Origin of the sequence: Agrobacterium sp. M50-1 (genome assembly GCF_049843495.1) — a bacterium.
GTDB classification, from domain to species: domain Bacteria; phylum Pseudomonadota; class Alphaproteobacteria; order Rhizobiales; family Rhizobiaceae; genus Agrobacterium; species Agrobacterium radiobacter.
In genome coordinates, this window is sequence record NZ_JBBHZH010000011.1 from 1 (window position 1) to 12887 (window position 12887).

The window sequence follows — 12887 nt, forward strand, 5'->3', positions numbered from 1 at the left end:
AAATGCCATCCTTCCGCTGGAAGAGCTGCTGCCGGACGATTACATGGACTTCGCGGGCCCAATTCTCGAAGGCTTCGCCAAACCGGCCATGACAACCAGCGAACAGGATGTCGCCGAAGCGATCTGGAGCGCCGCCCATGATGTGTCCGGCCAGCTCCGTTTTCCCGCTGGCCCTGACGCAATTGCGCTGGCCCGGGCGAAGTGACGCCCGAAAGCGGCGGATGGCAGATGTTTCAGCAACACCTGCCATCGGCTTTCACAAGTGCTCACGCAGGTTCCGCCGGCACTTTTTCTGCGATCTGCGGCCACAATCCCTCCGTCACCGCCATCAGCGCCGGCGTTGCGGCCGCGACCCAGGGGATGCCGCTGCCGGGGCGCGTTCCGATACGGACATCGAGACCCGCTTCCCGTGCGAGAACGACGCCGCCGGCGATATCCCACATGGTCGTCAGCTTCTGCAGATGGCCGTCGAAGACGCCGCGTGCGGCAAAGGCAAGGCCGATCGATGTCGAGCGGATGGATTCCACCACCCAGCCCGCATGCCTGAGCCCGACGTTGAGAGCCGCCACTTCTTCCGCATCGGCGGCGGCGCTGTCGCCGAGCGACATGACCTGCACATCCTCGAAAGGCACATGGCGGGCAAGGGGCTTGCCGTTCAGCATCAGCCCGGTCCCCTCCGCCGCCGCATAGATATGACCGAAGACCGGCATGGCAACGACGCCGAGTTCCGGCCGGCCGTTGCGCACGAAGCCGAGCGAGATGCCCCAGAGCGGCGAACCGCGCAGGAAATTCGCGGTGCCGTCGATGGGATCAATGATCCAGTAGGCGTCATCGGCCACGCCGCCCATTTCTTCACCGAGCACGGTTTCGCCAGGAAAAGCAGCCGCCAGACGGTCACGCACCAGTCGTTCGACCGTGGTGTCGGCGTCCGAAACGAAATCCTGAAAGCCCTTCGTCCGGGTGGCGATGGCGTCGCGCGCCTCGAAAAAGCGAAGGGCAAGGCCCATCGCTTCCTCGATAATGGCGACGGCGCGTTCGAGACGCTCGCTCATCGTGTCCACGCCCTGCCCGTCTCGCCGGCGCCCGCCTTCAGCCAGCTGGTAAAGGCTTCGACTTCATCGGTCTGGATCGCACCGACGCCAGCCTCGGCAAGGGCGCCCCACACGGCTTCGGGATTTGAAAGCGCCCGCGTATCGTTGAAATCGAGGCAATGGGAAACGTCGAGCGAATTGATCCACAGGCGGATATTCTGGCGCTCCATCTCCGCACGGCCTTCGGTGAGATCGGCGATATCGGTGAATTTCACCTCGATCATCGGCGCCTTCAATGCCTCGATGCGGCGCAGATCCTCGGCGAACCTGCCTTTTCTCACCGGAAACATCGGCATATGCGGAATCTTGCCGAACCAGTCGGTGTCCAACACCTCGAAACGGCTGGCCTCGGGATCGATATCGGTCTTGACCAGCACCTGGTCTTCAACACCGAGCCGCAGCACGGTTTCCATGACCTGCGGCAGATCGCGGGTGAATTTGGTGTCGATATTGACGGTAATCTTGCCGCGCGCCTCCTCCAGCAATTCTTCCAGCGTCGGCACGCATTCCTCGGTCACATCCGCCGCATCGCCACCCGCGCCGGCCTTCAGCTTCGCTGCGCGAACCACTTCAAAAGACAGTGCGCTCACGGTGCCCTTGCCCGTCGTGGTGCGGTCGAGCGTTTCATCGTGAATGACGACCAGCCGACCATCGGCCGTCGCCTGCGTGTCGATCTCGATCATCTCGACACCGGCGGCGACCGCAGCGCGGACGGAGGCGAGCGAGTTCTCCGCTGTGGCCGTCCAGAAACCGCGATGGGCGATGGTCAGGATGGCCGGATTGTCGCGCGAGCAGAGCGCAAGCACATTGCAGGGATTGGAGGTCTTACGGGAGGCTGCAAGAGTTTGGTGCATGGTTTTCACTTTCGGACGTTGCAATTACCGGGTTTGAGCGCCCGGATCAGATTTTCCCCATGCCCGCCGCCATCAGATCGTCGCGCAGGATGCGGCCGGCGATGATGAAGACGATGAGTGCGGGAAGGAGCAGGATGAAGGAAACGATCGAGGCGAGCGGCAGCTGCATCGAATAGGGGTCGAGATACATGTAGAGCTTGATCGGCAGGGTCTCGACAACGGGCGCGCCGACGATGAAGGACTTGTCGAATTCCTCGAAGCTGCCGATGAAGGACATCAGCCCGCCGGCCAGAAGGCCGGGCACCGCAAGCGGCAGGATGATGTGAAAAACAATGCCGACCGTGCCCGCGCCGAGCGAGCGGGCGGCATGGATGAGATCATCGGGAATGGTCTCCAGCGTCGCCGTCATCAGCCGGATCATCAGCGGCAGGGTGCCGACGATCTGCACGAGAATGACCCCCGTAACCGAATAGGCAAGCCCGAGAAGCAGGAACACCTGCCCGATGCCGACGGCGACGACCAGCCCCGGAATGATGATCGGCGCCAGGATGAAGATTTCCACCAGCCGTTTCAGCCGGAAGGGAAAACGCGCCATGGCCCAGGCCGTGGGCAGCGCAATGGCCGCCGTCAGGAAGGTGACGACGACGGCGATGACGATGCTGTTGATGGCAGCGCGGATGAGGCTCGCATCGCCCAGAATGCCCGCCCAGCGCGCCGTGGTGTAATCCTTCGGCACGACAAGCGGCGGCGACCAGCCGTCGGCGATGCTCCAGAGGAACATCAGCGCCAGCGGCAGGGCAATGGCAAGCGTCAGCGCGCCATAAAGCCCGATGGAGACAAAAATCCGGTCCTCCGGCGTAAAGGCGCGGCGGCGGACAATGGCGTCGTTTTCGATGGCGAGAGTGCTCATCATGCGTCTCCTCGGTTTTGGCCGGGGCCGATGCGGGATGTCAGGGAATAGTAGAGAATGAGGACGGAGACCGCGAAGAGGCTCAGCACCATGCCCATGGCATAGACCTGATTGAAACGGCCCTGATTGAACTCCTGGATCATGAGCACCGAAAGAGGCCGGGCCGTCGGCGGGCCGACAATGTCGGGAATGGCATAGGAACCCATGGAGCCGATGAAGGTGAGAAGAATGGCGGCGGTGATGCCTGGCATGGCAAGCGGCACCTCCACGAAGAAAAAGGTCTTCAGCCGCGAAGCGCCAAGCGTGCGCGAAGCGTAACGGATATCCTCGGGAATGGCCGCAAAAGCGCTGGTGATGATCAGCGTCATGAAGGGTATCTGCTTCCAGACGCTGGCGAGAATGACGCCGATGCCCCAGTCGTCACGCACGAGCTTGGGCAGTTCCAGCCCGAGCGGCGCGACCAGCCGGTCGAGAAAACCGCCCCTTTCGAAAACGACGATCACCATCAGGCCAACGATGATGCCCGGCACCGCCATCGGCAGTTTGTAAAGACCGCTGAACAGTTTTCGCCCGAGAAAGCTCTTGCGGATCAAAAGCGCCAGCGGCACCGAGGCCGCAAGCGAGACGATGACAGGCATGACGCCGTAATAGATGGAGGTCGTAAGACCCCGGAGCATCGAGGCACGGGTGAAAATCCGCTGGTAGAACATCAGCGTGAAGCCGCCATCTTCCTGCCTGAAACTGCCGATCAGCGCCGACAGCAGCGGCCCGCCAAAGAAGACCAGAAGATAACCCACCCCCGGCGCCAGCAGGAGGAGAAGCTGGGCGCGCCTGTCACGGAGAACCCCGGCCATCATGCCGCCTCCCCCGCCATCCTGTCATCGAGAAGATGGACTGAACCGGGAAACTGGAGGGCAACCCTTTTTCCGGCATCGATCAGATTGTCCGCGCCGGACTGGCTGACCCTGATCTGGCGGCCGCCGATCTCGACCGTGTAGAGCGCATTGGCGCCCATGAAGGAGACGGCGCAAACCGTGCCGTCACCGGCCTGATCGGCGCTTATATGGATGTTTTCCGGACGAACGGAAATCTGGACGTTGCCGGCCGCCGCCCGATCCAGCGTCACGGACTGGCCCCAGGGCAATTGCGCCCGCTCGCCCTCGGCGGAGACGGGCAGAAGATTGGTCTGGCCAAGGAAGCCGGCGGTAAAGGCATGTTTCGGCGAGCGGTAAAGCTCGAGCGGTGTGCCGACCTCGACCACACGGCCGGCATTCATGACGACGATCCGGTCAGACATCGCCATGGCCTCGGCCTGATCATGCGTCACATAAAGGCTGGTGGCGCCAATGCGGCGGTGAAGCTCGGTCAGCTCATGGCGCAACGTATCGCGGAGCTTGGCGTCGAGGTTGGAGAGCGGCTCATCGAACAGAAGCAGGCTCGGCTGCATGACGATGGCGCGCGCCAGAGCCACGCGCTGCTGCTGGCCGCCGGACAATTGCCGCGGCATGCGATCCACCAGACCGGTGAGATTGCATATCTCAAGCGCATGGGCGATGCGCCGCGCCCGCTCATCCTTCGCAACCTTCTTCATCTTCAGGCCGAAGCCGAGATTTTTGACGACCGACATATGCGGGAAAAGCGCATAGGACTGGAACACCATGGCGATATCACGCGCCTCCGGCGGCGCCTGATCGATACGCTTGCCGCCAAGCCGGATTTCCCCGCCCGACGGCTGGCTGATGCCGGTGAGGATGCGCAAAAGCGTGGACTTGCCGCAACCCGAGGGGCCGAGAATGGTGACAAATTCGCCCCGCTCAACGGTGATCGATACGGGATGAAGCGCCCGGCTCGCCCCGTAATCCTTACTGATATTGCTTATCTCGAGTTCACTCATGGCGAGGCTCCCTCATATTTTTTGACCAAAGGTCTCCGGACCGTGCAAGCCACTCGCGGCCCGCACGATCCGGCGATCCAGACGGCGTTACTGGTTCAGCACTTTCTCATCGAGCGCCTCGGCAAGCGCCGTCGACATGTCCCAGAAAGCCGGGAGAGACAGGCGCGGATAGACGCTCTGCGGCAGCACATGCTCCTGCACGGCCTTCGGCATCAGATCATTGGTGACATCGGCGCGCGGAGAGCGGGAGGCCTTGTTTTCCAGCTTCCAGAGCTGGAATTCCTTGCTCATCGCCATGTCGATCAGCAGCAGCGCCGCAGCGACGTTCTTCGCATTGGCCGGCACGAACATCGCGTCACCCGAACCGACCTGGCCCTTTTCCAGAAGCGTGACACGAAAACTGTCCGGCAATTGTTTGGTGCCGAGGAAGCTCATGACCTGGTCTTCCCAGACGGTCCCCATGTGAAGCTGCTGGTTATTGATGAGGTTGAGCGTGTCGGCATTGCCATTGGTCAGTTCAGCGACGGCAAGAAGACGGCGGTAATAGTCCCAGACAGGCGTAAGGCACTCGGACTCCATGGCCCAGTCTTCGGCCTGCTGCAGCGTCTGATTATAGTCGGTGAGCTTTGCCCGGCAGTCGCCGGTGAGATAATTGAGCGCCACCGAATAGATGAAGCCGCCACCGGAACCGCCCTTGGCCGGCAGGGTGACACCAAGGCGCTTCGGGTTCTTTTCCGCCCAGGCAAGCAGGTCCTCGAAGCTCTTCGGCACATCCTCGGCCTTCACGAAGGCGGAATCGTAACCGATTGCGGTCTGGTTGAGATGCACCAGCGGGAAGCTGCCGCCATGCGACTTGCCGAAGACGGTTTCGGCCAATTGCGGATTGTAATTGGCCATGTTCGGCAGGATTTTCGTCAGCGGAATATTGCCGACAACGCCCTTGGAGGAGAGAAGCGGATAGCTGCCGCCACCGGCAAAATAGGCATCGACGGGCGAATCCTGGCCGGCCGCCTGCACCGCGATGAGCTGCTGGTTCGCCTGATCGCCCTTCACATCGCTATAAGCGACCTTGATGCCGTATTTGGCTTCGAAACGGCTGATCAACTCTTTCCACGTATCGGCGAAACTGCCGGCGAAATTATACATCGTCACCGCGCCCTCGGCTTTGGCGGCGGGAACGACGATCTCATAGAAATTGTCACGCGTGACCTTCGACAGATCGAAGTCGAGGTTTTTCATGTTGCTGTCTGCCGAAAGGCACGGCGCCGCCGTCGTCGCCAGCGCAAGCGCGGCGATCGCAAGAAATTTCATGCGCATTGAATGGTTCCTCCTGGGGACCCGTTGTTGACCGGCCCCTTATTAATACACTCTAAGTGTAATATTTGTGACAGTCCAGTGAAAAATGCTGTCGCAAACCAATGCCCCATGTTGCCGCCGCTCCGCGCAGCCGTTATCCAAGGCCATGACCACAGATCAGACGCCGCAGCAGACCTTCGACCGCCAGCCGCTTGCCAGCGAAAACGAGCGTCTTATTCTGGACATCGTGCGCCGCCACGGCCCCATTGCCCGCGCATCGATTACCGGCCACACCAACCTCACGCAGCAATCCGTACACCGGCTGATCGAAGGCCTGCTGGAGCGCGGGCTTTTACGCACGGGAGCGCCACTCAAGGGAACACGCGGCCAGCCGAGCCCGACCATTGAGCTGGCGCCGGAGGCGGCCTATTCGCTCGGCATTTCCATCAACACCGACTCGGTGGTGATCTGCATCGCCGATTTTCGCTGCGACGTGATTGTCGAGGAAAAGTTGAAGATGCTTCCGGAGGACCGGGAGGAGACGCTTGCCGCCTTGTCGCTGGCCCTCGAACGGCTGCTGGCGGAGCACGGCATCCCGCGCGAACGCCTGCTTGGTCTCGGTTTTTCCATGTCAGGCTTCTTCGTGTCGGAAGACCGCGCCTTCAACGCCCCGGAACCTCTGCGCGACTGGTCGCTGATGGACCTGAAGCCGATCCTTGAGAAACGGTTCCGCCTGCCGGTCTGGCTGGAAAACAACGCCACCACGGGCGCAATCGGCGAAAGCCTTCGCGGCGTCGGTTCCTGGTGCCAGACCTTCGCCTATCTGTCCTTCAATTATGGTTTCGGCGGCGGACTGGTCCTCGGCGGCCAGCCGTTTCACGGCTTTCATGGCAATGCCGGCGAATTCAGCGGCATATACAGCCCGGATGAATCGTCCAAACGGCCGGCCCTGCAATATCTGATCACCACCCTGCAGAAAAACGGCATCGACATCCATTCGATCGAGGCGCTTTACCAGCAGTTTGACCCCGCATGGCCGGGCGTCGAGGAATGGCTGACCGAGACGATGCCGCAGGTGGACAGGCTGGTGGCGAGCCTGATCGCGGTCCTTGATCCGCAGGCCATCGTCTTTGGCGGACAATTGCCACGCGCGCTGGGGCAGATGATGATCGAACGCACGCACATGCCCTCCCGGCGCGAACATCGTTACGGTGTCGGGCCGAAGGAGGCGAAGCTGGTTCTCAGCGAAACAAAGGGCGATCCATCCGCCATCGGTGCGGCGCTGCTGCCGCTCAGGGTGCGCTATTTCCTGTAACTCAGCCCAAGCGGCCTGATGTAATCCCGCAACAATCATCACGGAAACGTGAGCCTGATTTCGCCCCCGGTTTTTTACTGGTTGGCAGCTTGCATCCGAAGGCGATAAATATGATTACAAATATCATGTTTATCGCGACATGACGCAGCATATCGAGCTGCTTCATGCGCCAAGCCAATACGTCACCGGGTCGATTGATGAGCAAAGCCCTGTTACAGGTTCTCGATGCCGAGGAGGAAAGCCGCCTGATGCGGTTTTTCCGCCGGCGCCTGCAGAACCGGGAAGACGCTGCCGACGCCATGCAGGAAACCGTGCTGCGGGCGCTGGAGGTTTCTCATGCCACGCTGATCGACAATCCACAGGCCTATCTCTTCCAGATCGCCCGGTCCGTCGCCCGCCTGACAGCCATTCGCCAGTCGCGCGAGCGGCCGTTATTCGCACCTTACGAAGCGGGTTTTGCCGTTGCCTGCGAAGAGCCGGGGCAGGAGCGGATCGTCGCCGGGCGGCAGCACCTTATTTTAATGGCGCGGGCCATCGAGGCCCTGCCCAAGCGTTGCCAGCAGGTCTTCGTGCTCAGCCGCCTGCATGGCCATTCCAATGGCGAAATCGCCGCCCTTCTCGGCATTTCCCGCAACATGGTGGAAAAACACATCATCAAGGCGCTGCTGCACTGCCGTCAGGTCCGCGCGCAAATAAAAATGTAGACCGGCATCAGGTGTTCGCATCCTTTTTCACTCTATAAGGGAAAAGGACCACATCTCAGCACGCAACAAACGGCAGATCAGGACATGAACAAGCGCCCGGACGGTCTGAAGGATAACGGCTTGACCGATGACGCTTTGGCCGAAGAGGCCGCGCTGTGGGTGGCGCGCATGCAATCGGCAGACGCGACGGAAGCGGAGCGCGAGGCGTTTCATGTCTGGCTGCGGGCCGATGCCGCCCATGCTAGCGCCTATGAGGACATGCAGAGCCTCTGGGGCGAGCTTGGCGATATAGAGCTTGCGCCGGTTGAACAGCGAAAACGGCGCGGACCTCGCCGGGCAATGCTGGCGGGTGTTGCCGGTCTCTGCCTCATCGGGCTTGCAGCGATGTTTGTGGAGAAAAGCGGATTGAAGGACCGCTGGCAGGCGGATTATTACACCGAAATCGGCGAAACACGCATGGTTTCGCTGGAAGACGGCAGCCGCGTCAGCCTGAACACCGACACGGCGATTGCGGTTCATTATTCGCAAAAGGAACGGCGCATCACCCTTTTTCGCGGCGAAGCCTATTTCGATGTCGCCAAAAACCCGGAGCGGCCCTTCATCGTCGAGGATGGAGCGCTGACGGCAAAGGCGCTCGGCACCCATTATTCGGTGCGCACCGGCAATGGCGCGCTGCCGCAGGAGGTGCAGGTGGAAGAAGGCCGGGTGGAAGTGACCACAGGCGCCGAGATCGCCGTGCTGACACCCGGAGAGGCCGTTACCCTTGGCGGCGACGGCAGGCTGGTGCGCGCCCGCAAGGATGTCGCCAACAGCATGGCCTGGCGCGAAGGCAAGCTCGTCTTTTCCGGCCAGCCGCTGCGCGAGGTTCTCGATATTCTCTCGCAATATCGCCGGGGCCGCATCGTCATCCTCGATGAGGCGGCGGCGAGACAGCACGTCTCCGGCATCTTCGACCTCAAGGACACGGATCAGGCGCTCACCATTCTCGAAGAGAGCCTTCCCGTTTCGGTATCGCGGCTTTCCGGAATGCTGGTTTTCGTCCGCTCGCGATAAAATAACTTTTTCGCAAATCCGACGTCAGGAGTCGGCCCGCCTTTTCACTCTAGGCAATCAGGACCCGTTTCAGCGGGGGCATGAGATCACGAGTGAGAGGGAATGACATGAATTTGGGCAAGCAGGCACGCGGCTGGTTCTGGCTGACGACGACGGCGATCATCGGGGGTATCGTCGCCGCAGGTCCGGGCGCCACGACCGCCAGCGCGCAGACACCGCCCGCCGCAAGCGGCGCACCCGCCACCGTCACCGTCTCCATTCCCGCAGGGCCGCTGGAAAACGCCATTCTCAGCTTCGGCCGCCAGGCCAATCTGCGCATGGTCTACCCCTCCGCGATCACGAAGGGCCGCAGCACGGCCGGGGTCAAGGGCACGCTCAGCGTATCGGCGGCCGTCAGCGGGCTTCTGGCCGGATCGGGACTGAACTACGCATTGGCCGGCGGCAATACCGTCCGCATTTTCGATCCCGCCAGCCAGACCGGCGAAAGCAGCAGTTCGGCTGCCGCCGGCAGCACCCTGCTTGCGCCGATCACCGTGCAGGGCACCGGCCTTGAAGGCGCCAGGGGCATCATCGAGAGCAATGGCTATGTCGGCAAATCCGGCCGCACCGCCACCAAGACCGATACGCCGGTTGCCGAAACCGCCCAGTCGATCACCACCGTCAGCCGCAAGCAACTCGACGACCTGAAGCCGCAGAACCTCTCGGAAGCGCTGAACTACACGCCCGGCGCGCGCATCGGCCAATATGGCGCGGAGCCGCGTTTCGACGCCTTCAAGGTGCGCGGCACCGATCTCAGCGCCACCGGCATCTTCCGCGACGGCCTGCGGCAGGTCAGCAGCCAGAACGGCAGCGCCCGGCTTGAGCCCTATGGCGTGGAAGCGGTTTCCATCCTGCGCGGCCCGGCCGCCTCCATCTATGGCGCAAGCAGCTCCGGCGGCATTGTCGATATCATCTCGAAACGCCCGACCGAAGAGACGCTGCGCGAGGTGGAGCTGCAATATGGCTCTTTCGGCCGCGTGCAGGGCGCTTTCGATCTTTCCGGCGCCGTCGATGATGAGAAGACCATGCTTTACCGACTGACCGGGGTGGCCCGCGATGGCCGCAACGAAATCAGCGCCATCAAGGACGACCGGCTGTTCATCGCGCCGGCCTTCACCTTCCAGCCGGATGCAGGCACCAAGCTGACGCTGCTCGGCGAATATATGGACAGCACCACCGGCGGCACCTGGGGATACATCAACAATTACGGCAGCGATGGCAAGTCGATCGGCGCGACGCCGGTTTATGGCGGCGATTCCCGTTTTAATGATTTCGAGCAGAAACAATGGCGTATCGGCTATGAGTTCGAGCATGAAATCAACGACAACGTCACCTTCTACAGCAAGGCGCGTTATTCGGCCCTTTCGGCCGACCAGCAATGGGTCTTCGCCAATTATCCCGGCATCACCATCGAGGACAATGAAGGCGTCTCCGCCGACAATTACCTGAAGACAGAATTCGACACCGGCCCGGCAAAACATACGCTGCTGACGGGTATCGACTTCAGCCACATGTCCTACACCTCGAAACAGGGCAACGGCGCCAGCCCCTTCACCGACACCTTCACCTATGTGCCTGATGTGTCGCTGATACTGAAGCAGAGGATGAACACGCTCGGCATCTATGCGCAGGATCAGGTCGAAATCGACCGCTGGCGCCTGACGGCCGGCATTCGTCACGACTGGCTGGACACCGAATATCAGGCCCAGACCGTCGGAGACGCAACGGCTCCCACCTATGACGGCGATGAAACCAAGACGACCGGCCGCGCCAGCCTCGGTTATGTCTTTGACAGCGGCGTGATGCCCTATGTCAGCTACGGCACCTCCTTCGTCGCCAATCCGGGCGTCATCATCACCACGGGAACGGTTACGGGCCAGGCGCAGCCGACGGTCGGCAAGCAATATGAGCTCGGCGTGAAATATGCCCTGCCGCAATATAACGCCCTGCTAAGCGCCGCCTTCTTCAATCTCGATCAGGACAATGCGACGGTCTATGAGACCTCGTCCGGCATCAACCTGCTGCGCCAGCTCGACCTGCGCTCGCGCGGCGTGGAACTCGAAGCCACGGCCTCGCTCGACAATGGCTGGAGCCTCATCGGCTCCTATTCCTATAACGACGTTGAAATTACCAAACTGACGTCGGAAACGGTGGGCAAGCAGCTCAATTCCTCGCCCTATCACACCTTCTCGCTGTGGGCCGATTACGAGTTCCAGAGCGGTGCGCTCGAAGGCCTCGGCATCGGCGCGGGCGTTCGTTATGTCGGATCGAGCTTCGGCGACAACCAGCACACGCCCATTCTCGACAACGAGGCCCGCACCTTCGTCGATGCATCGCTACGCTACGATCTCGGCAAGGCCCTGCCCTCGCTGGAAGGGGTGAAACTGCAGATCAATGCCACCAACCTTCTCGACGAGGTGAAACAGGTCTGCACCACGGGCTTCTGCTATTATGACGAAGGCCGCAAGGTCGTCGGCAGCATCCGGTATCGCTTCTGATGCTGCAGCAGAACCCTGCAAAAACCAAGCCGTCGCCGGCCGCCGTCTTCGTCGCGGTCGGCGGGCTTTATGTCGGCCAGAGCGTGATTGGCGGGCTAACCTTTCTCGGCCTGCCGGCGGTGCTCAGAACCGCCGGGCTGCCGCTGGACCAGATCGGCCTGCTTTATCTCGTCGTTCTGCCTTGGGCGCTGAAATTCCTCTGGTCGCCGCATGTGGAGCGTTACCGGCTGCCGCCCGTCGGCAGGAACCGGTCGCGGGTGATCGTCGGCACGGGCATCGCCGCCTGCGCCTGCGGCCTCGCTGTCCTTGCTTTCACCGGCCCGTCGCCGGTTTCCGTCGCAATCGCCATCCTGTCGGTAATCGCGCTGGTGACGGCGACAGTCGACATCGCCTGCGACGGTTATGCGGTCGAAACGCTGGCGGAAGAGCATCATGGCTGGGGCAATGCCGCACAGGTGGGCGGCTCCTATCTCGGCTCCGCCATCGGCGCCGGCCTGTTTCTGGTGCTGGTGGAGCGCGCCGGCTGGACGAGCGCCACGCTGGTCATGGCCGGGCTCGTCATCCTGCTCGCGCTCCCCTTCCTGCTCGGCCCGGCGGCAAGAACGGTCCCGCAAACACGGGACCACCTGCCATCGATCAAAAACGCGCTCAGGCGACGGGAAGTCCGCACCGGCCTTCTCGTCGCGGCCGTTTATGTCGCGGCGCAGAAATGGGGCCTGGCAATGCTCGGCCCGTTCCTGGTCGATTACGGTTTCGACCTCGCCACCATCGGCGCGCTGAATGGCGTGGGCAGCATGATCGTCGGTTTCGCCGGCGCGCTGCTCGGCGGCACGCTGGTACGCCTCTACGGGGCGTCACGAATCCTGCTCATCGCCATCTTCGTGCAGACGGCGCTGTTGTGCCTTTTCGCCTATTTCAGCGTTCATCGCGATATTTCGCAATGGGTCGTCATGGCCGTTGCGGTGGCTAGCTCGTCGGGCATCATGTCCATCGGCTTCGTCGCGCTTTACGCCTGCTTCATGGGCTGGTCCGACCCCCGGCAGGCCGGGGTCGATTTCACCCTGTTCCAGTGCATGGATGGCGTTGTCGGCATGATCGGCGGGCTGGGCGCAGGCGCGATCGCCGAAAAATTCGGCTATCAGGCCTCCTTCATCATTGCCGCCATCGTTTCAGTGCTCGCCGCACCGGTCATCTTCCTGCTGATGCGGCGGCAGGACTCTTGAACCGAACCTC

The 12887-nt window shown here is 61.9% G+C and carries 11 protein-coding genes and 1 pseudogene; 6 read left to right on the forward strand and 6 right to left on the reverse strand.

What is annotated here, in order from left to right:
* Window positions 1-205, forward strand: a pseudogene (locus tag WDZ78_RS21170) (short-chain dehydrogenase/reductase); the annotation flags it as partial.
* A 61-nt stretch (window positions 206-266) separates the two neighbouring features.
* Here WDZ78_RS21170 and WDZ78_RS21175 read toward each other — a convergent pair.
* From WDZ78_RS21175 to WDZ78_RS21200, 6 genes are all read right to left on the reverse strand, one after another.
* Window positions 267-1052 carry an inositol monophosphatase family protein gene (locus tag WDZ78_RS21175; protein WP_425674152.1) on the reverse strand — a complete coding sequence of 262 codons (786 nt, stop codon included), beginning with the start codon at window positions 1050-1052 and terminating at the stop codon, window positions 267-269.
* A complete protein-coding gene (locus WDZ78_RS21180; protein WP_174070906.1) occupies window positions 1049-1945 on the reverse strand; it encodes a glycerophosphodiester phosphodiesterase family protein in 897 nt (298 codons plus the stop codon). Before WDZ78_RS21180 ends, WDZ78_RS21175 begins: the two co-directional genes overlap by 4 nt.
* A 46-nt stretch (window positions 1946-1991) precedes the next feature.
* Complete coding sequence (locus tag WDZ78_RS21185; RefSeq protein ID WP_425674224.1) at window positions 1992-2855, reverse strand: ABC transporter permease; 864 nt, start codon at window positions 2853-2855, stop codon at window positions 1992-1994.
* Window positions 2855-3709 (reverse strand): ABC transporter permease, encoded by an 855-nt coding sequence (locus WDZ78_RS21190; RefSeq protein ID WP_026363344.1) that lies wholly within the window; start codon window positions 3707-3709, stop codon window positions 2855-2857. Before WDZ78_RS21190 ends, WDZ78_RS21185 begins: the two co-directional genes overlap by 1 nt.
* Window positions 3709-4749 carry an ABC transporter ATP-binding protein gene (locus tag WDZ78_RS21195; protein ID WP_425674153.1) on the reverse strand — a complete coding sequence of 347 codons (1041 nt, stop codon included), beginning with the start codon at window positions 4747-4749 and terminating at the stop codon, window positions 3709-3711. Before WDZ78_RS21195 ends, WDZ78_RS21190 begins: the two co-directional genes overlap by 1 nt.
* A gap of 87 nt (window positions 4750-4836) precedes the next feature.
* A complete protein-coding gene (locus WDZ78_RS21200) occupies window positions 4837-6066 on the reverse strand; it encodes an extracellular solute-binding protein (protein ID WP_425674154.1) in 1230 nt (409 codons plus the stop codon).
* 145 nt (window positions 6067-6211) lie between these two features.
* Here WDZ78_RS21200 and WDZ78_RS21205 point away from each other — a divergent pair, with 145 nt between their 5' ends.
* From WDZ78_RS21205 to WDZ78_RS21225, 5 genes are all read left to right on the forward strand, one after another.
* Complete coding sequence (locus WDZ78_RS21205; protein WP_425674155.1) at window positions 6212-7360, forward strand: ROK family protein; 1149 nt, start codon at window positions 6212-6214, stop codon at window positions 7358-7360.
* Between the two features lie 197 nt (window positions 7361-7557).
* Window positions 7558-8064, forward strand: a complete 507-nt coding sequence (locus WDZ78_RS21210; protein WP_020008924.1) for an RNA polymerase sigma factor — start codon at window positions 7558-7560, stop codon at window positions 8062-8064.
* A gap of 84 nt (window positions 8065-8148) precedes the next feature.
* A complete protein-coding gene (locus WDZ78_RS21215) occupies window positions 8149-9117 on the forward strand; it encodes a FecR family protein (protein ID WP_020008925.1) in 969 nt (322 codons plus the stop codon).
* A gap of 107 nt (window positions 9118-9224) precedes the next feature.
* Window positions 9225-11654 carry a TonB-dependent siderophore receptor gene (locus WDZ78_RS21220; RefSeq protein WP_020008926.1) on the forward strand — a complete coding sequence of 810 codons (2430 nt, stop codon included), beginning with the start codon at window positions 9225-9227 and terminating at the stop codon, window positions 11652-11654.
* On the forward strand, window positions 11654-12877 hold the full coding sequence (locus WDZ78_RS21225; protein WP_020008927.1) for an MFS transporter: 1224 nt from the start codon (window positions 11654-11656) through the stop codon (window positions 12875-12877). The genes WDZ78_RS21220 and WDZ78_RS21225 overlap by 1 nt, the downstream gene beginning before the upstream one ends.
* Window positions 12878-12887 lie beyond the last annotated feature (10 nt).

Bases quoted from the DNA above. Each gene is read 5' to 3' on its own strand.
- WDZ78_RS21175 (WP_425674152.1), bottom strand. From the start codon at position 1,052: ATGAGCGAGCGTCTCGAACGCGCCGTCGCCATTATCGAGGAAGCGATG.
- WDZ78_RS21180 (WP_174070906.1), bottom strand. From the start codon at position 1,945: ATGCACCAAACTCTTGCAGCCTCCCGTAAGACCTCCAATCCCTGCAAT.
- WDZ78_RS21185 (WP_425674224.1), bottom strand. From the start codon at position 2,855: ATGAGCACTCTCGCCATCGAAAACGACGCCATTGTCCGCCGCCGCGCC.
- WDZ78_RS21190 (WP_026363344.1), bottom strand. From the start codon at position 3,709: ATGGCCGGGGTTCTCCGTGACAGGCGCGCCCAGCTTCTCCTCCTGCTG.
- WDZ78_RS21195 (WP_425674153.1), bottom strand. From the start codon at position 4,749: ATGAGTGAACTCGAGATAAGCAATATCAGTAAGGATTACGGGGCGAGC.
- WDZ78_RS21200 (WP_425674154.1), bottom strand. From the start codon at position 6,066: ATGCGCATGAAATTTCTTGCGATCGCCGCGCTTGCGCTGGCGACGACG.
- WDZ78_RS21205 (WP_425674155.1), top strand. From the start codon at position 6,212: ATGACCACAGATCAGACGCCGCAGCAGACCTTCGACCGCCAGCCGCTT.
- WDZ78_RS21210 (WP_020008924.1), top strand. From the start codon at position 7,558: ATGAGCAAAGCCCTGTTACAGGTTCTCGATGCCGAGGAGGAAAGCCGC.
- WDZ78_RS21215 (WP_020008925.1), top strand. From the start codon at position 8,149: ATGAACAAGCGCCCGGACGGTCTGAAGGATAACGGCTTGACCGATGAC.
- WDZ78_RS21220 (WP_020008926.1), top strand. From the start codon at position 9,225: ATGAATTTGGGCAAGCAGGCACGCGGCTGGTTCTGGCTGACGACGACG.
- WDZ78_RS21225 (WP_020008927.1), top strand. From the start codon at position 11,654: ATGCTGCAGCAGAACCCTGCAAAAACCAAGCCGTCGCCGGCCGCCGTC.